The organism is Bacillus sp. FSL K6-3431 (assembly GCF_038002605.1).
In the GTDB taxonomy this organism is placed as follows: Bacteria; Bacillota; Bacilli; order Bacillales; family Bacillaceae_C; genus Lederbergia.
The window spans coordinates 416009-434755 of sequence record NZ_JBBOCT010000001.1; the positions used below are offsets into that span (position 1 = coordinate 416009).

The following is an 18747-nucleotide window of genomic DNA, read 5'->3' on the forward strand; positions in this document are numbered from 1 at the left end:
AATGTATATTTCAGGAGGGCAGCCGGAATCCATTTAGATAGTTCAGATATATAATGTCTATTTGAACATAGGGCGGCAGCACTACGGGATGTACAGATAGTAAAAGCAACTTTCTGACATGCCGTACGTGTCGCTTCCCTCTAAAAAGTACGATAACAACGATCTGTACGGCTTACGCTTACATCTCGTAAGTTCCTGGACTTTTCTTTACGAGGGAACGAGCCGAAGATCACAATACAAATGCATAAACCATAGCAAGAACAAAGGAGGGCAGCCGAAACGGCTGCCTTTTATTTTGCGTTTGATTTACTCACGACTTATTACCATGAAGATACGTACTTAGCAAAAGGGGAAAAGCCACTTATCATTAAGGATAAAAACGCACTGTTGAATCAAACCGAGTTTGCCAAGCTCTTGCAGGAACATGGGAGCAATATGGATCCTAAAAAAGTCCATATGTATTACAAACGAGGTAAATTACCAAAAGAAGCGTTGAAAATCGGTAATACCCCTTACTGGTTGAGAGAAGATATTGAGAGTTTTGTAAGGGAGAATACGCTAAGGGGGAGTTAGTATGGGGGGAACGGAAAAGCGTTGGTGAGCCTTGGAATAAAGATTGATCATTAAATTCCCACCAATCCAAGTTTATTAAAAATACAAAAACTCCTTTGTGGACTATTTAAATAAAATGAACAATATTACAGTGCAGCTAATATGAGTGTTTACATTCGAAGAAATATATAAGAGCAAAAGCTGATGATTTTCAATAGGTGGTTTTTCTGTTCTAACTTTAAAATTAAATTTGATTGAAATCTAATGCTAATTGTAAACACACCCTTGTTCATCATTGGACTAGAGGACAGACAATAAAAATAGACAAAGTGGATAATTGACGGAATATACCGAAATTAACGGGTTGGAAGATCTACAAGAGAGTCACGATGCTTATCAAAGAAGGATTCAATCCACTTAATTATTTTCAACATAAATAATATCGTATACTCTATCGACATAACCTGTTTGTTCTTTTTGTCTAAGGGTATAACTTCGATGATTTCCTTTCCTTCTTCATGGAACTGTTTCAGAACAGTATTTATTTCGTCACTTTCAACTGCCATTTTTACCTGTACCAAACCTTGTTCCTTTAATTCAGCTTGAACAACCGTATTCGGTTCCTGCCCTTGACATGCCGACAATAACCCTACGGAAATCATTAATACACCTAACATCTTTTTCATTTTCAAATCCCCCTAATAGCCTTTAAACATCTTATTAATAATATCCTTTCTAAAAGGTTTTCCTTTGTTCATGTAGAAATGTTGACATATGGAGGGATAATTATGAAGAATCTTAGAACGGTTGATCAAGCAAAAAGTGAAATAATAAAGCTTCAGTCGTTTGTAAATTGGTGGAAGGTTTTCAGGCGAATACGTTAGATGAAGTGATCATCAAAGAATATGCTTATGTAGGAAGCGTTGTAAAAGTTTCCGAAATAGTAAACGAGATGGGTTTTCGGCTTAGTGTTCACCAGTCGAGCCTGAAGATGTATCCAACGTATTAAAAGCAGAGGGACTAACGAGTTACATAAAGTAATCCGAACCGGTTATCTAAAGAAAACAAGACATTCCCGCCGAAAGTTTTAATCAATTTTTGAAAATTGTATTCCAAGGATTAGAAACTTTACAAGAACCCTGTGTAGCATGGAGTCCATTCGGCGAATATCGCTTTCCTTATAAAAGAGAGGAATGGAGATGCCGACCAGCGATTCCAGACCATTCGATCGAAAAGTAGCAGAACATACTACAGCTGTTGGAAAAGCGGCAATTGAACCGGGTGCTTCCCAAAAGGTTGTCAATCTAGTAGAAATATAAATAGAATAGGAAAGTTCATAAAGATGCCTTCTATCGAGAAGTGGATAAGGTAAGGGACCCGTTGAGACATGGGAGGGAAAGCCTCCAAGAGCTTCCAGGAATAGACTGGAGTATATGATATTCTTCTATTTCTTTAGCGAGAGCATCTATTTCATCCACAATCTTAGATAGATGCTCTTGGTATTGAAGAACAATTTTGACTAATAAGTCAAGATTAAAAATATTACTCTGGTACAGGTTGTTTTGAAACGGGTTACGAAGGGCTGCTTCCCTTAATTTTTTAGCCTTTTCGTTTGCCCATGCATCTGAACGACTCATACATAGCGAAGCTATTTTCTCTGTTATTTCTTTTTCACTCACACTTAACACTGCTTCTGAAGTAGGAAATGCTAATAATGTAAGCAATGAGACCTTTGAATATAAGCTTCCAAAAACTCCTCTATATTCAGGAAATACCTGATCCAAAAGGGTATGCAGCTGTATTTTAGTCTGTGCTGATACTTCGGCAATACTTTCTTGTTGTCTTGTTAGATTACGAAGGTTTAATAGTTGAATGCCTCTTTTTTTATAAGGCTATAACTCTTCTTTATAAAATAGCTCGCAAAGGTGATAAGCATCAACTGCATCTGTTTTTACCTTCCGTAAACTTGAACTTTTAGCTCGATGTGAGATAAGAGGATTGACAACAATATAAACGTAATTTTGCTCCTCAAGAAATTGAATGACAGGAAAATGGTAGTGTCCTGTTGATTCTAAAACGACCGAAGGTTGATGACCACCAGCTGAACTCTCTACTCCATGAAGGAACTCTAATAAACTACCTAAACCATCAGTATTGTGTTTGATACTAAAGCTCTTACGATATGGTTTGCCTTTATCTAAAAATGCTTGAACCTGACTTTCACCTTTTGAAACATCCAGACCAATGACTGGATTCATCATCAAATCTCCTCCTCTTCCCCTAAGGCTTCTTGTAATGTCATAGGTTCGCTTGTTAAACGGGATCCTTGTCCCAACCAGACTGAAACATGTTTATACAAGTAGGGGGTGAACAGTTTAGTTGACGAGATCGAGTCCCACGGGTGCGACGTTCTACCCCGACTACCGTAATCATATGACCATATATAAAAAGGTCAACCAGAAAAATCTGGCTAACCTTATATTACGAACGGGTGCGTTACTTAAACAAGCAGCAAAAAAGGACCTTCCAGTCGAAGATCCTTTTTCAGTACCGATAACATACTAGAACGGCAGAGGAAAGTCGGAGGTTACTTCAAACGCTTACCTATTGCTAACATTTAATTTAAGTTCATTTCTTTACACAAACAATATTTAAAAAATATTGTAATAGTAGATATTTTAATCTATTAATAATGTAATACACTATGATATGGTTATAATTGAGACAGAAAAGGTGTGCGACTAGGTCGCGACTACATCCTTTCTGAAATAAAGGGAGTAAGGAAGGTTAAAATGAGCAACGGAGAAACTAAAACAGACGTTATCTTAATTGGGGCCGGAATCATGAGTGCAACTTTGGGGACACTCCTGAAAGAGTTAGTACCGGAATGGGAAATCAAAGTGTTTGAGAAGCTTGAAAACGCAGGGGAGGAAAGCTCTAACGAGTGGAATAATGCGGGAACAGGGCATGCTGCACTGTGTGAGCTTAACTACACTACTGAAAAATCGGACGGATCAATAGATATTAGCAAAGCTATTAAAATTAATGAACAGTTTCAGCTTTCAACGCAGTTTTGGTCTTATCTTGTAAACAGCAAGCTGATAAAAAATCCGCAGGACTTTATCATGCCCTTGCCACATATGAGTATGGTACAAGGGGATAAGAATGTAACTTTCTTAAGAAAACGTTTTGAAGCGCTGTCAAGTAATCCTCTGTTCCAAGGGATGGAATTTTCTGATGACCCAGAAAAACTGATGGAATGGATTCCGCTTATTATGGAAGACCGTCCATCGAATGAAGCAATAGCGGCAACAAAAATCGACTCTGGAACGGATGTCAATTTTAGTGCTTTAACGCGCATGTTGTTTGACCACTTAACGACTAAAAACGTCAATATCAAATATAAACATAGCGTTGATAATTTTAAACGTACTAGCGATGGCAAATGGGAATTAAAAGTGCGTAATGTTGATAGCGGTAGCGTAGAACGACATACTGCAAAATTCGTCTTTATCGGTGGCGGAGGCGGAAGCCTGCATTTACTTCAAAAATCTGGTATTCCTGAAGGAAAACACATTGGCGGATTCCCAGTAAGCGGGATTTTTATGGCATGTAATAATCCAGAAGTTGTTGCGCAACATCATGCAAAGGTATACGGAAAAGCTAAAGTTGGTGCTCCACCAATGTCTGTTCCTCATCTTGATACACGATATATCAACAATAAAAAATCATTGCTATTTGGGCCATTTGCTGGATTTTCACCGAAGTTCTTAAAAACAGGTTCAATGTTTGACTTAGTAACGTCCGTCAAACCACATAATGTCTTAACTATGTTGGCGGCAGGTGCAAAAGAGATGTCATTGACGAAATACCTGATCCAGCAAGTTATGTTATCGAAAGAACAGCGCATGGAAGAGTTACGAGAGTTCATCCCGAATGCTAAGAGTGAGGATTGGGATTTAGTAGTAGCTGGACAACGTGTACAAGTTATCAAAGATACTGTAGAAGGTGGGAAAGGAACGCTTCAATTTGGTACGGAAGTTGTTAGTGCAGCTGATGGCTCGATTGCAGCATTACTAGGAGCTTCCCCAGGTGCTTCTACTGCTGTTCACGTTATGCTTGAGGTAATTAAAAAATGCTTCCCACAACATATGAATGAATGGGAACCAAAAATTAAAGAAATGATTCCTTCTTATGGCATGTCACTACTGGAAAATCCAGAGCTTCTGCACGAAGTTCATACTGTAACCGCAGAGACGCTCGGACTACGTGAAAAAGAGCTAGCCTATAGTTAATTCTTTGGATGTAGAAACAATGGTAGTTAATGAAAAGGATTAAGCAACATTTTTCATCAATGGACAATCGTTTTTATGATTGAAAAAAACGAGGAAGATAATAAATTCACTTAAATAATTGGGTAAATAATAGAATATCATTGGAAATAAAACATAGAACCTTTGATCTATCTTTAGATAGAAGGTTCTTTTTTTATTCGCAGTTAAAGAAGCCACGGTGAACTATAGTCAATTGATACAAGCAAACGTTATTGGAATAATAGGCTTAATAACTGTATATTTAAAATAAAGTCTATTAATTTGAAAATAAGTTTAGATTGTGGAGAAATGTTCTTTGCGAAACGTTTCCTAATAAGTGCATAAACACGAAACAGGGGATTGCTAAAAAGCAATTACAACTTATTAATGAACCTCGGATTGAAAATCGTCATGTTGAATTGAAACGAGTTATCTGATACTCCTACATGCACAATATTGGAGGTGTCTTTTTATAAATGCTTTGCAAGAAGTTTTAGAAAAAGGCAATTTAAATATGAATAATTGAGCACGAAAAACCTATGCTTTCAAGAGAAGATGGGAAATAATATTTTGGAATTGAGGTTGGGCAAACAGCACCTAACGTTGATATTAAATACCGATAAAGGATTTTTTGTTTAATTGTATCTGGAAATCGTGGCAGACTTGAGTTCGAGAAAATAGCTGAAAACATAGGGTGTTCTAAAGTAAAATTAGCATCTCCAACGGAAGTTCAAAAAGTAACAGGTTTTGAGGTAGGAAGTGTTCGTATGATCAGACTTGATTTACCTTGTGTGCTAGACAAAGGACTTTTCAACTATGATTTTGTTTACGGAGGAACAGGACAACTAACATTTAAAATTGAACCACAAGCATAAAATCAATTAAATAAAGTGATAGCAATATTCTGTTAATATGAAGGATTTCTTCTCATCTTCAATTAATAAGTGTGAAAAAAATTGACCAAAGGAGTTGTTGAGGCAGCTCTTTTTTTGTTCCACTAACGGTGCAGTTTAATTGAATGGAAAATTGGAACTTATTTGTTTTTTTGTTATGGAAAATTAGTTTAACTAACTGTTACTAGTATAATCAAAAGAACTGAAAAAAGGTGATTAACACAATGAAATCTGAAAAAGAAAATGTTAAATCAAGAACACTATATAAGTTGGGACAAAGAGAAAGAGCCAAAGATTTGTTATTTGAATTTAATAACATAAAACCATCAAAACTCTATGAGAGAAATCAAATCATTCAAAAAATATTTCATTCACTAGGAGAAAATGCATGGATTGAATCACCTTTTAACTGTGATTTTGGTTATAACATTACATTTGGGGATAATTTCTACGCAAACACAAATTGTACAATTTTGGATTGTGCAAAGGTTACTATTGGAAACAATGTGTTGAGATTGGTCCAAATGTTAGTTTGTATACACCAAATCATGCAATTGATGCAGATGAGCGTAAAGTAGGCTATGAGAGGTCATTGCTAATTAATATAGGGGATAATGTTTGGATTAGTGGTTCTGTTACGATTGTTCCAGGAGTGACTATTGGTGATAATACTATTATTGGTGTTAGAAGTGTTGTGACGAAAGATATAACTGCAAATGTTATTGCAGCAGGTGTACCATGTAGAGTTATCAGACCAATAACTGAAAAAAAGATAAAATTGGATTAAAAACTACTGTAAATAATAATTAAAAGCGAAAAGTTATTTTAAAGTTACGATTAACTGATTAATTAATTTTCAGGCCCATGCTATAAATACGGCATTGTCTGTTATATTTTGATTTACATAGCAGGTTGTGATGTATCGTAATTAAGCTAAATGGTGCGATTATTCAACAGGAACAGTCGCTTCTATGCTAACGGGCAAGATAGTGGAGAACAAAAACTAATAAATTCTATCCTTTGTGGTGCATTTCTGCTGCATGTATAGGGATCGCTTCCTAATATCATTTTATTAATAATTGTCCATTCCTCACGCAATCTGCTTGCATAAAATAAATATATGCCAATAGATTGTGAAGGAGGTGATTACTTGGTAGAAAAAAAAGGATCAAACTCTACTTCTTATAACCATTCTCACTGTTTTGAACCATTCATTAGTCCCAACCCTATAACTTCATTTAATCCTGTTCAACGTTTTCCTAAAATTCACAAAACAGCATTTGTAAGTCAGTTTTCTAGTGTCATAGGTGATGTTACCATTAGAAACAATGTTTATGTAGCTCCTAATGTAAGTATACGTGCGGATGAAGGAACCCCTTTTTATATAGGTTCTAATACAAATATCCAGGACGGAGTAATTTTACATGGTTTATTAAATAGAAGGATTTCAGTTGGGGGAAAAAGGTATTCTATATTTATTGGAAATGAAGTGACCATCGCTCATGGAGCCCTTGTCCATGGTCCTTGTTATATAGCAGACAAAGTATTTGTTGGTTTTAATGCTATTGTTTATAATGCAATTGTCGGGAAAAACTCGTTTATTTCCTATACTGCAGTAGTAACAAATGGCGTTAGAATTCCGCCAAATAGATTCGTACCACCTGGAGCTAATATTGATTCTCAAGAGAAGGCGGACGCACTTTTGCCTGTACCAGAGGATAGTAAGGAATTTGCACGTGAAGTTCAACGTGTCAATCAGGAATTCCCCGCATCTTATCATTTGTTATTTGGGAAAAATCGTTGCTCCTGTGGAATTGCCTATGACTAACATTAAAATGTGTTATGAATGCTCGTTCGAATCCTTTTCGAGGAGGACTCTTAATAGAAATGTGAAGCTGTCATCGAGACAGCTTTTTATTGTAGGGGAAGAATCGTTGAAAAAGTACATAGCATACGAGATTGTGAAGAACTGTACTTAAACAAACGGGAGCGATACTTCAAGAAGGAGTAAAGCGTTTTTCTTATTCAATTAACGAAGCAGTTTAGTTGAACAAGGATTTCCCTTTTTTAGAGAATAATACTTAATTAAAGGGAGGGCTCTGTGAGGTTGAGATTAAAAGGGCAACGTGTCGATATGGCAAAAGAAGATAAAGGAATAGAACATAACCAGATAAAATAAAATGATAACGGGAAGAAATGAGGTGATTGTATGTTAGAAAAGCTTAGAAAAGTTAATATGAAAACGGCTGTATATATGGGGATATGTTTTTACTCTTTGACATTCTTAATACAAGTTCTTATTATTAGTGGGATTATTCCATTTACATGGGTTAATGGTGGAAGGTCAGAATCCTTAGCAACTCAGCTACCAATATCTATTATCAATATCATTATTTCTATTATAGGAGGAGTTTTTACGCTAATTGTTGGCGGAAATATGTTATATAAATACAAAAGAGGAATAACCGTTATGTGTTGGTTTTTTGTAGTACTTTGGTCTTTTGGGTTTATACAACAATTGTTAGGAACACCTTTTGAAAAAATGGTTATGTCGTTAATATTGCTTCTCGGTGTCATTTCGAACATGCGTATGGCGATTGAAAAAAGATTAGCAATAAACACTATTATTAAAACATGAATCAAAGAATTTTTTATGTGCAATCCAAAGATTATTAATCCAAATTATATCACTGAACAAACTTCACTTCCACTGGCAATTCCAGAGGAAACTTGCGTTTCTGAAAAACGAAAGTCATTTTCGGATGGAATGAACTTCTACCTCCGCTTTTATAATGAAAAAGAAACTTCGTCATCGAGAGACTCAACATTTCATCTATTACTCGTGACACATGGTTACTTGAAATCAAATCTTGAATATCGAAGAGAAAAATTCCTTGGTAAACAAACCATACTTGTCACGAACCGGACGTGAGATCGAAATTTGCGAATCTGAATTGGGAACGTTTTTCGTAGTTATTTTCCAATTTATTGAAGGCGAGTTGAACGAAATAGATGAATTAGCTGAAATGGATTTTTATCAAGGGGGTAAAAGTCTGGGACACCTTCACAAAGTTGCTCAGCATATGACAAGCAAAGTGACGAGATGAAGCGTCTGCTTTCTTATGAAAAGCATCTTCAGTTATTAAACGTATTATTGCTAAAGAAGAAGATTACACCCATCAAGAGCTGCAAGCCATTGAAAAATGGTTGAATCATCTTCCAAAAACGGAAGAACACTATGGAGTTATTCATTTTGACTTCGAACTTGATAATGTGATATGGGCAGAGGATCATTACGAAATGATAGATTTTGAACAATGTTCCTATTACTGGTTTACCGCGGATCTCGCATTCGCCTTAAGAGATTTATTTGAAGATGGATGCGATTTTTCCCATCCTCATTTTCAATCGTTTCTAAAGGGATATCAAGTTGAAAAGGAGATCTCTGAAAATTATGTAGAAGAGATCCCAGAGTTCCTCAGATTTCATCGTCTATTTATCTTCGCGACAATATTGAAAGCATTAGATGTGAATATGGAAACTAATCAACAAAATTCGTGGCTTATGAAACTTACACAAAGATTAGAAAATTATCGAAGTACCATATATTACAAAAAAAGGGAATGAAGTTACGAATTTCTGTCTTAGTCTGTTAGGGACCTTGCAATATAAACCTAAAAAACTCCCAGTCCCATAATGGGAAAACTTTATAATAAGTTTATTCGAATCAATTTACTGTATCCTCTTATTTAGTATAGAGTTACCACCTTTTTACTGGTATATCACAGATTTCGCATCCTCATACCAAAGTCGCATGTTAAGCAGGTATTTCTGTTCAAAATAGAGAAGATAGTAAAGAAACATTTTTAGATAGGGGGATTTAATTTGATTAAGGCTATCCTATTTGATTTTGATGGAACCTTATTAAATCGAGATGAATCAGTAAAGAAATTTGTTGACGGGCAATACGAGCGATTGCATAAATGGCTAGGTCATATTCCAAAAGAATATTATACTACAAGATTCATAGAGCTAGATAGCCATGGATATGTTTGGAAAGATAAAGTGTATCAACAATTAGTCGATGAACTTGATATTACAGGGATAAATTGGGCAGATTTTCTTCAAGATTATAAAAGCCAATTTAAAAATAGCTGTGTTCCATTTCCTTATCTTCTCAGTATGTTAGAAGAATTGAGCAGTAATAAGCTTACTTTAGGAATGATTACAAATGGATATGGACAGTTTCAGATGGATAATATAAAAGCTTTAGGGATCGAAAGGTATTTTGATATTATTCTAATATCTGAGTGGGAGGGAATAAAAAAACCTGACCCTCAAATATTTAACAGAGCATTGAAACAATTGGATGTCTCAGCTAATCAAAGCGTATTTGTTGGAGATCATCCAGAAAATGATGTAAGGGCATCCAAATATGCAGGGATGAAAAGTATTTGGAAAAGAGATTTTCAATGGGATACCGTCGATGCAGATTTCATTGTTGACGATTTGGCGGAACTACCAACCATCATAAAAAACATAAATACAGAAAATGTCTTGTATAACAGATGCGACGCTTGACTAACGAAACACACTTTTTTTCTACATGATATTGGGGGATTATCTATGTATCCAAATTAGTTTTTAGAGAAGGTACAGCGGGGGTTCCCGCAGACAGCGTGGAAGAACTTTTTGAAGATGCAGGATGGGCAAGAAATACTCCAGTTTGGCAAAAAGAAAAGTTTTCGCTGATTTTCAAAAATTCCACTTGGGCGTTTACTGTTTGGGATAATATCAAAATGGTTGGTATGATCAGGGTAATTTCAGACCAGATAATAGCTGTTAACATGATGGATTTGGTTATTCTATCAAAATATCGTGGAAAAGATATTGGGAAAAAGCTAGTTGAGCTATGTGTTCAAAAACTCTCTCACGGTGATTGGTTTGCTCATACATCTTCTAATAATTTTATTTTCTATGAAAAGTGTGGGTTTAAAGTAATGGACCTATCAAAAAATGGTGAAGGTACAAGTCTCCACCATTTTGTATTGGCTTTAAGTTAATTTTATTTCTGGATAGAAGGTTTACTAGCCATGTCCGTTACTAAATAACTGTCCAAATATTATCTGTGAAACATCTCAATACTTACAACGACACTGGTAGCTCTTTTACGCCTCTAACAATCATGCCTGATCTCCATTCAAGATCATTTTTATCAGCATTCAATTTAATATTAGGGTAGCGTTGGATAAAACTATTAATTGCAATTTCAGCTTCTAAACGAGCAAGGGGTGCGCCTAGGCATGCGTGAATCCCTTTTCCAAAGGCTAAATGTTTACTTTTTTCACGGCTGATGTCAAAGATTTCCGGGTCCTTGAAATGATTTGGATCATGGTTTGCTGAATTCAGGACCACAATAACTAAATCACCTTTATGGATTGATTTCCCTTTAAACTCTAAATTTTCTCCTGCCCAGCGAGAGGTACTAAATTCAACTGGATCATTGTAACGAAGTACTTCTTCAATAGCGGTATGTATTAATTCTGGTTGACTTTTTAGCAATTGAAGTTGCTTAGGATGTTCTAATAAAGCCATTACACCATTGCCAATCAAGTTTACTGTCGTTTCGTGACCAGCAATAATTAAAAGTGTGACAACGCCAAATAACTCTTGCTCTGTTAGTTGATCCCCTTGTTCTTCAGTAATAATAAGTTTACTGATTAAGTTTTCTCCTGGATTTTCCCGAACAACCGCGAATCTTTTTCCGAGATAATCTACAAACTCATTCATATGTTGTTGAACATCTTCGGCAGGCTCTCCATTCGGATTTTCAATCAGCGAGTTGGACCAAATGCGAAACTTGTCACGATCTTCTGTTGGTATTCCAAGCATTTCACAAATGACGATGATCGGCAAAGGGAAAGCGAACTCATCTATTAGATTTACATTTTCCTTCCCGGCAATTTTATCCAGAAGCTCGTCAGTAATTTCTTGGATACGATCTCTCATTCCAGCAATTATTTGTGGGGTAAATGCTTTAGAAACAAGCCCACGCAATCGCTTATGATCAGGTAGATCGGCAAAAAGCATGTTTTGGCTAAAAACATCAGCATGTTCCATATCTTCTTCATAAAGTTTTGTATAATCTTTAATGAATCTTTGATCTTTTAAAGCTGCAAGTGCATCTTCATATCGCGTTATCATCCATGCATATTGACCATCTGGAAGCAGTACATAGGAAACAGGATCTTCTTCTCGTAACTTAGCATAAGCAGGATATGGATTTTCTGTAAAACCTTTTGTGAATAAGCTGGATGTTAATGGTTCAGTTGGATTCATTTGATTGTCCCCTTTCTAAAGGCAGTTCAATCTTGTTCTTATTTTGACTCATAATAATGGTAACATAGCATTCCCTATGACCACCTGATCTTTTCGACCCATATGTGACATTTATATAGAAATATAGATTTAAGGAGATAAGAAGCTTTTTCATTGAAAAGCCTGTATACATGAAGGATTATCATAATTGAAGAGGAATATATAATTATACTAGACAAAATCAAAGGAGAGGTATTTTGAATTTTAAATTATCTATTTCAGTTAAAGGAATTATTTTTAACGATAACAAAGTTTTATTATTAAAAAATGAGAGAAATGAATGGGAATTACCAGGAGGAAGGCTCGAAAAAGATGAAAAACCAGAAAGTTGTGTAATAAGAGAAACACAAGAAGAGCTTGGTGTAAAATGTGATATTAAGGAGATTATTGATTCGTGGGTATATGAAGTATTTGAAGGGAAGTTTGTATTTATCGTCACATATCTATTAAAATGTTATGATTTTTCAAGAATATCGATTAGTGAGGAACATTTAGAATACAAATGGTTTCCAGTAGAAGTAGTTGAAAATATCTATATGCCTAAAGGGTATAAAAACTCAATAAGAAAAGCAATTCTTGGTATTTGACTTGCTTTAGCGTTTCAATTCCTCACTAATCATACTGAAAATGAACGTTAAATGTAAATTAACAACAGGAATAGAGCATAAGCAATGATTTAACTTTTATGACTAAGGATATTTGTCGGCTGCCAATGAACAATGTGAATTGAAAAATGTTTTTAGGAGCTAGATTTATAATGACAACTAAACCTGAACTAATTCTTGATATAGCAGGTGTGCTTGCAACAAACCTTTCACCAAAATTTTGGCTAGAGTTATCATCTGAATCAGCGACTCCATATGATAAACTAGTAAAATTTAAAAAGAATATTCGAGAGGAATTATGGACTGGAAAAATTACTGAAAGAGAGTTTTGGACTCGGCTTTGTGAGCAATTTCCATCCATCGAGTTGGAGTACGCTAAGTTGATATTATTTTCAAATATTAAGCCATTGCCAGCTTTTGAAGAAGTGCCTATTTGGAGCCAATATGCAAACATTCACTTATTAAGTAACCATCGGATAGAATGGATAGAACCAATTCTTAGCCCTATCCTAATCTACTTAAAAAGTATGACAGTTTCCAGTGAAGTTGGCTGTTGCAAACCTCAATCTGATATATATTCAAAGGTCGCATTATTTCTGAACAGCAGGGCTAATATCTTATTTGTTGATGACCAAGAAAAAAACTTTAAAGAAGCAAATATTCTTGGTTGGGACACATTGCTTGCTGATGAAGAAGGGGATTGGATTAACAAGGTTTTACCACTTATTAAAAAGGTTGTTTGAACGTTAATATATTCGTTCTACTAATGAGGACCATTTTGTAAGACAACTTTAAGCAATATTATACAGGCTTAAAAAAAGAGGAGAATTTGATGATGGGATTGCATATCACCAAAGAGTTAAATAAGACCAATAAAAACCATATTAATAATCAACTTTATGAATATAATTTGAAACACTTTCCGGTAGATTTAAGAGGCAGATACGAAGAAATTAATTTATTTCTACGTGATGAAAATGGCACTGTGCGGGGTACTAGGTGAGATCTGTTGGAATTGGTTAGAGATACATACTTTAATGGTTGATGAGGATATACGTAAATTGGGATATGGAAGTAAACTATTATTAGAAATTGAACAAATTGCTATTGAAAAAAAATGCGATTTTATAAAAGTTGATACTCTAAGTTTTCAGGCACTGGATTTTTATGAAAAGCATAGTTATAAAGTGTTTGGTAGTCTTGACCTCGGCAGGGATTATCATCATTACTATTTGAAAAAGAACTTAGGAATAATAAAAAATTGTTAATATGTGTAAGTTCTATAGAGCATTACTTTTAGCCCTTACCTAAAAAAGTGAACCAAGCTTGATTTTTTAACAGAAGGGAGTCTTGTAATTAATGTCAATCTATTTGAATCTCGTTGTCATACAGTCTAGCAATCCCGTAAAATCAGTTTCCTTTTATGAAAAGCTTGGACTTGTATTTAACCAAGAAAAACATGGAAAAGGGCCTGAGCATTATGCTTGTAAACTTGATAAGCTCATTTTTGAAATATATCCTACATCAAAAGAAGGAACTAGTAATATGATGCGAATTGGATTTACTGTTATACATCTGGATGAAATAATGGAAAGTATTCGTTCAAGCGATGCCTACATTATTACAGAACCAACTATTAGTCCCTGGGGGAAACGTGCAGTTGTCCAAGACCCTGATGGATATAAAGTTGAATTAATTGAACCCTTAGACATTTAAAACATTTTCTGGCTGAGTGGTTCCTGGATTGTACTAGAAGATATTAACATAATGAAAAACATTCATTTTTATTATTTCATGATAATGATGAAAATATGTAAATTTATTTTAATAATTGAATCACATGACAGAAGGCCAGGCGTTAAAAAAACAACGAAGTTAAAACCTTTTCATAAATATTACAATAGAGTTAATTAAATTATTTTTAAATTTTCAACGTTGTTTAAGATAATAAAAAAACAGGCAGGAGAAAGTTCATTCTCTTGTCTGTTTTTTCTGTGTTAGCATTTTATTGCTCTCATTATGTATTCGAAGGATTAGCTTATGAGTTCTAGTGCTGTATCGATTGCAGTTTTTAATTCATCTGCAGCTAGTTCTGTGGGATATTGATATTCTTTATTATTAATAAAAACAGTTGGTACCATTTTTACACTTCTACGGATGGCCTCTGCAGTTACGTTCAAGCTAATTTCAGTATTTTGCGGTTCCTCTTTTAATTGATATTTTTCTAATAATAGATTTTTGATTTCTTGATTGTTCAAATGATCCCATTGTTCTTGTGTTTCAAATAATTCCTTCAAAATTTCTTTTACGCGTGAAGGCTTCTCATAATCTAGGAAAAGGTTTATTAACGTTCCATTTAACAGCATCTCTCTTGGTTTGTCATAATGCTTTACTATGAATTCAACTTGCCCGTTATCTAAGTACTCATTTAAAATATCTTCTGCAATACCATAAAATGTAGCGCAATAAGGGCATGTTAAATTCAAAAATACTTCAACCTTTACAGGCGCATTTTTCTGACCAAAACTCAAATGTGTATTCTCAATCTGATTTGTCATTTATCTCACTCGCATTCCATAAAAAATTATTATCATAGCAAATCATAACAATTCATACCCGAATTGTCAAGATTGCGATTACCGCATAATCTTCCATTTTGTTCTCCATTTCGGATCCGTTTTCAGCAAGGAAATTGATTGTTTGAAGCGATGACTCTACCCTGTTATGGGTTTTGCTGGTTCTAATGAATTAAGAAGTTTATAAAGGTATACCTTTAAGGGAAGAACCTCAAGATATAAAATTGATAACAGTATAATAATGTTCAGAGGATGTGGAAAGCAAAATGGATATGCTATATTGGTATGTAAAATAAATTTATGATGGAGGTACTATATGGAATATAAAGGTGCTTCAGTTTATGATGATAATGCATTCTTTGAAAACTATTTATCAAGAAGACATAGGGAAGAAAGTCCAAACAATATTATTGAGAAACCTGTATTGACCAAACTAATTGGTGATGTTATAGGAGAAAAGATATTAGATTTAGGTTGTGGGGACGCCGAATTCGGCTTAGAACTAATTGAGAAGGGATGTACCTTTTATGAAGGCGTGGAAGGCTCGGTTAATATGGTTAATAGAGCAATAAACGTCTTAGATGGTACCCATAGTAAAATCCACCACTCGTCAATGGAAGTTTGGGATTTTCCAAAAGTAAAATATGATAAGGTTGTTTCTCGACTAGCGCTACACTATTTAGAAACATTAGAACTTGTGTTTAAACAGGTATATAACTCTTTAAAAGTAAATGGGCAATTTATTTTTAGCGTCCAACACCCTATTTTAACTTCTTCAGTAAAAAGCGCATCCAATTCCTCCTCACGAACAAATTGGAATGTTGACGATTACTTTCATACAGGCAAACGTGTAGAACCATGGATTGAAAAAGAAGTCGTTAAATATCATCGAACAGTAGAAGATTACTTTCAAGCTTTAAAAGGTGCGGGCTTTAAAATAGATGACATAAAGGAATGCCATCCTCGAATAGAAAATTTTAAAAGTGAAAAAGAGTACTTGAGACGTATGAGAATCCCATTATTTTTATTATTTTCGTGTACTAAATAAACCGGAATACGAGGAAAAATAGCTATAAAAGGCTGTAAATAAAAGGTTTTTACAGCCATTTATAGAAAAGAATTAGGTAAAGTGAGTCTCCAAAAAGAAGATAAATAGGTATAGCCGTTTTTACCGACTCAGTAAAGTTAGTTATTTGGGAGGAAGGGATCTAATGTCTTCAAAATATAAAATATTAATAAACAAACCTATTTCTAAACAGGAAGTACCTGAATTAAGAGAGCTTATCGGATGGGAGAGGCGTGATAATGATTTTCCATCATTATTTGAGCGTTGTAATTTTTGGGCTGGAGTGAGGAACGAAGGCAATAAACTTATCGCTTTTGGTTATGTTGCTGGGATGGGATTACAGCATGGGTATATGGAAGATATATTAGTACATCCTTATTATCAAGGGCAAGGCATTGGAGTGGAATTAGTACAAGAATTATTAGGAGAATCTGAACGATTCGGATTAGAAATAGTAACGTTAACCTATAATTCAAAGCATTCGAACTTCTATCAAACATGTGGTTTTACCTCTTGTTCTGGCGGTTTATGGAGGAAAGACTTATAGGCCTATCGTTCTTCCATTATACATTTTATAAGCAATATTGTTGGTTAGAAAAAGGAACCATTAAATGGCCTGGAAAAGACGACATGAATCCCTTTCAAATCAACCATCGCCAATTAAACTGGCTTTAGGACGGGCTCTCACTTGAAAAGAGAAAAGCGCATTCAGTAGTCGATGCGAAAAATATCGTATAAGAAAAAGGGATTCGCCAGTATTTGTCGAATTCTTTTTGGATGGGAAAACTAGAGATGAATCCAAAAAAGCTGAAGGCTAAACTAAAATGACTCGAAGGACAATTCTGTTTGAGCAAACAGCGCAAATTTGGCCCTTCTAGTCTAAAAAACAAATCACGATCATCAACTTGCAACTCGCTCTTTTCAATCCATTTTGATCTGTAAACGAGCATGCTTTAGAAGAACTACTCCGAAGACCATCAACAAACCCAAGGGTTGTCGTTTCTAAATCAACCTGAATAAGGAAGTGGATTTAACGGAACAATATTAAAGCTTCTACAAATTATTTACTTAATAAAAAAGACTTAATGATTTTTAGGAGGATAATATGGAACTATCTTTATTAATAGAATATGGCTGGGTTTTAATTATTTTGATTCTTTTAGAGGGTTTATTATCTGCTGATAATGCTTTAGTTTTGGCTATAATTGCAAAGCATTTACCTGAAGAACAGCAAAAAAAAGCGATTAATATTGGTCTGATTTTAGCTTTTATATTTAGAATTGGTGCAATTTTTATTATTTCGTACCTTTTTCATGTTTGGCAAGTTCAAGCGATTGGGGCTGCATATTTAATTTTCATCGCTTTAAAACATTTACTTAAAAAGGACCACGGGGAAAAAGAGAAAAAAGGGAATAGCTATCGTATGACTGTTGCCCAAATTGCATTAGCAGATATCGCATTCGCTGTTGATTCTATTTTAGCAGCAGTAGCTCTAGTTATTGATTTGCCTGATACTCCTATGGGTGATATTGGTGGTATGGATGGCGCTAAATTTATTGTTATTGTAATAGGCGCAATTGCAGGTTTAATTGTTATTCGATTTGCAGCAGGTCTCTTTGTTAGGTTATTGACAAAACGCCCTAGTCTTGAAAAAGCCGCAATGTTATTAGTTGGTTGGGTTGGTGTTAAGTTATTAATGCATACTCTGGCTCATCCTTCAGTGGACATTATTTCTCATGATTTTGTCGAAGGAGTAATTTGGAAGTCCATCTTTTGGTCAGTTATGGTTCTTATTGCTTTAGGTGGTTGGTTTCTATCTAAAGAAAAAGCATAAGAAACTAATGAAGATAAATAACTTGAAAAAATCCCTACTATATTTTAGTCCTTATAATAATTTGGAGATTTATTCAAAAGTTGCTCTATTAACAAAAAATGTATTTCCTCAGTAAGCGTAAAATAGAGCCTATCTATTTTGCGCTTTTAACGTGGAGCGATTTATGGTTCATTTATTTTATTAACGTATGTACATTCATCTGATATAGCATCGCGCTATTGCTAAAAGGCGATCATTCCAAGTATTTCTACAATCGTGGAGACGCTTTTTTATAACTTGAGTAGGAAATCATACGTGAAATATCTTTATTGATATCTGCGGAATAATAAATGTAATAAAGGGTTACCTCATATAAGTATCGATTTCATTAGCAAACACTAAAAGATAGTGGGAGGATATTAATGGTACTGGCTAATCGTACAGTGGTAAATTGATATTTGTTATAAACATGGGATTGAAAACGGAATGCCTTGGATGGTGACTTGTTTTTAGATATTATTGTACTGCCAACTGGAGAAGTTATTCTCAAA

Annotated in this window: 19 protein-coding genes and 2 pseudogenes; 17 read left to right on the forward strand and 4 right to left on the reverse strand. The window is 34.7% G+C overall.

Features of this window, described 5'->3' with window-relative positions:
• Positions 1–908: 908 nt before the first annotated feature.
• Together MHB53_RS02055 and MHB53_RS02060 are read right to left on the reverse strand one after the other, a co-directional pair.
• Positions 909–1238 carry a hypothetical protein gene (locus MHB53_RS02055; RefSeq protein ID WP_340915444.1) on the reverse strand — a complete coding sequence of 110 codons (330 nt, stop codon included), beginning with the start codon at positions 1236–1238 and terminating at the stop codon, positions 909–911.
• Positions 1239–1964: 726 nt separating this feature from the next.
• Positions 1965–2810, reverse strand: a pseudogene (locus tag MHB53_RS02060) (IS110 family transposase); the annotation flags it as partial.
• A 534-nt stretch (positions 2811–3344) separates the two neighbouring features.
• On the opposite strand from MHB53_RS02060, the gene MHB53_RS02065 reads away from it, so the two are divergent.
• The 10 genes from MHB53_RS02065 to MHB53_RS02110 all read left to right on the forward strand — a co-directional run bounded on the left by MHB53_RS02065 (position 3345) and on the right by MHB53_RS02110 (position 10821).
• The gene (locus MHB53_RS02065) at positions 3345–4847 is read left to right on the forward strand and encodes a malate:quinone oxidoreductase (protein WP_340915446.1); all 1503 of its coding nucleotides are present in this window, start codon (positions 3345–3347) and stop codon (positions 4845–4847) included.
• A gap of 707 nt (positions 4848–5554) precedes the next feature.
• Positions 5555–5740 carry a YbaK/EbsC family protein gene (locus MHB53_RS02070; protein ID WP_340924411.1) on the forward strand — a complete coding sequence of 62 codons (186 nt, stop codon included), beginning with the start codon at positions 5555–5557 and terminating at the stop codon, positions 5738–5740.
• Positions 5741–5982: 242 nt separating this feature from the next.
• On the forward strand, positions 5983–6336 hold the full coding sequence (locus MHB53_RS02075) for a maltose acetyltransferase domain-containing protein (RefSeq protein WP_340915448.1): 354 nt from the start codon (positions 5983–5985) through the stop codon (positions 6334–6336).
• Positions 6237–6545: a hypothetical protein gene (locus MHB53_RS02080; RefSeq protein ID WP_340915451.1), complete on the forward strand. Its 309-nt coding sequence runs from the start codon at positions 6237–6239 to the stop codon at positions 6543–6545. The genes MHB53_RS02075 and MHB53_RS02080 overlap by 100 nt, the downstream gene beginning before the upstream one ends.
• A gap of 363 nt (positions 6546–6908) precedes the next feature.
• Entirely contained in the window at positions 6909–7586 is a 678-nt protein-coding gene (locus tag MHB53_RS02085) for a carbonate dehydratase (protein ID WP_340915452.1), read from the forward strand.
• Between the two features lie 381 nt (positions 7587–7967).
• Positions 7968–8396, forward strand: a complete 429-nt coding sequence (locus tag MHB53_RS02090; RefSeq protein ID WP_340915454.1) for a hypothetical protein — start codon at positions 7968–7970, stop codon at positions 8394–8396.
• A gap of 256 nt (positions 8397–8652) precedes the next feature.
• Positions 8653–8865 (forward strand): hypothetical protein, encoded by a 213-nt coding sequence (locus MHB53_RS02095; protein ID WP_340915456.1) that lies wholly within the window; start codon positions 8653–8655, stop codon positions 8863–8865.
• A gap of 79 nt (positions 8866–8944) precedes the next feature.
• Positions 8945–9385, forward strand: coding sequence for a phosphotransferase (locus MHB53_RS02100; RefSeq protein WP_340924412.1), 441 nt, complete (start codon positions 8945–8947; stop codon positions 9383–9385).
• A 258-nt stretch (positions 9386–9643) separates the two neighbouring features.
• Entirely contained in the window at positions 9644–10339 is a 696-nt protein-coding gene (locus tag MHB53_RS02105; protein ID WP_340915458.1) for an HAD family hydrolase, read from the forward strand.
• A 38-nt stretch (positions 10340–10377) separates the two neighbouring features.
• The gene (locus MHB53_RS02110) at positions 10378–10821 is read left to right on the forward strand and encodes a GNAT family N-acetyltransferase (RefSeq protein WP_340924414.1); all 444 of its coding nucleotides are present in this window, start codon (positions 10378–10380) and stop codon (positions 10819–10821) included.
• An 82-nt stretch (positions 10822–10903) separates the two neighbouring features.
• Here MHB53_RS02110 and MHB53_RS02115 read toward each other — a convergent pair whose 3' ends face one another.
• Positions 10904–12097, reverse strand: coding sequence for a cytochrome P450 family protein (locus tag MHB53_RS02115; RefSeq protein WP_340915460.1), 1194 nt, complete (start codon positions 12095–12097; stop codon positions 10904–10906).
• Between the two features lie 236 nt (positions 12098–12333).
• On the opposite strand from MHB53_RS02115, the gene MHB53_RS02120 reads away from it, so the two are divergent.
• The 4 genes and pseudogenes from MHB53_RS02120 to MHB53_RS02135 all read left to right on the forward strand — a co-directional run bounded on the left by MHB53_RS02120 (position 12334) and on the right by MHB53_RS02135 (position 14457).
• Positions 12334–12723, forward strand: coding sequence for an NUDIX hydrolase (locus tag MHB53_RS02120; protein ID WP_340915462.1), 390 nt, complete (start codon positions 12334–12336; stop codon positions 12721–12723).
• Between the two features lie 170 nt (positions 12724–12893).
• Positions 12894–13484 carry a hypothetical protein gene (locus MHB53_RS02125; protein WP_340915463.1) on the forward strand — a complete coding sequence of 197 codons (591 nt, stop codon included), beginning with the start codon at positions 12894–12896 and terminating at the stop codon, positions 13482–13484.
• Positions 13485–13576: 92 nt separating this feature from the next.
• A pseudogene (locus MHB53_RS02130) lies at positions 13577–14009 on the forward strand (GNAT family N-acetyltransferase).
• A gap of 91 nt (positions 14010–14100) precedes the next feature.
• Entirely contained in the window at positions 14101–14457 is a 357-nt protein-coding gene (locus tag MHB53_RS02135) for a VOC family protein (RefSeq protein ID WP_340915464.1), read from the forward strand.
• Positions 14458–14774: 317 nt separating this feature from the next.
• Here MHB53_RS02135 and MHB53_RS02140 read toward each other — a convergent pair whose 3' ends face one another.
• On the reverse strand, positions 14775–15299 hold the full coding sequence (locus tag MHB53_RS02140; protein WP_340915465.1) for a thioredoxin domain-containing protein: 525 nt from the start codon (positions 15297–15299) through the stop codon (positions 14775–14777).
• A gap of 334 nt (positions 15300–15633) precedes the next feature.
• Between MHB53_RS02140 and MHB53_RS02145 the strand changes: the two genes are divergently transcribed.
• The 3 genes from MHB53_RS02145 to MHB53_RS02155 all read left to right on the forward strand — a co-directional run bounded on the left by MHB53_RS02145 (position 15634) and on the right by MHB53_RS02155 (position 18217).
• A complete protein-coding gene (locus tag MHB53_RS02145; RefSeq protein WP_340915467.1) occupies positions 15634–16365 on the forward strand; it encodes a class I SAM-dependent DNA methyltransferase in 732 nt (243 codons plus the stop codon).
• A gap of 163 nt (positions 16366–16528) precedes the next feature.
• On the forward strand, positions 16529–16930 hold the full coding sequence (locus MHB53_RS02150; RefSeq protein WP_340915468.1) for a GNAT family N-acetyltransferase: 402 nt from the start codon (positions 16529–16531) through the stop codon (positions 16928–16930).
• Between the two features lie 558 nt (positions 16931–17488).
• Positions 17489–18217, forward strand: coding sequence for a TerC family protein (locus MHB53_RS02155; protein WP_340915470.1), 729 nt, complete (start codon positions 17489–17491; stop codon positions 18215–18217).
• Positions 18218–18747 lie beyond the last annotated feature (530 nt).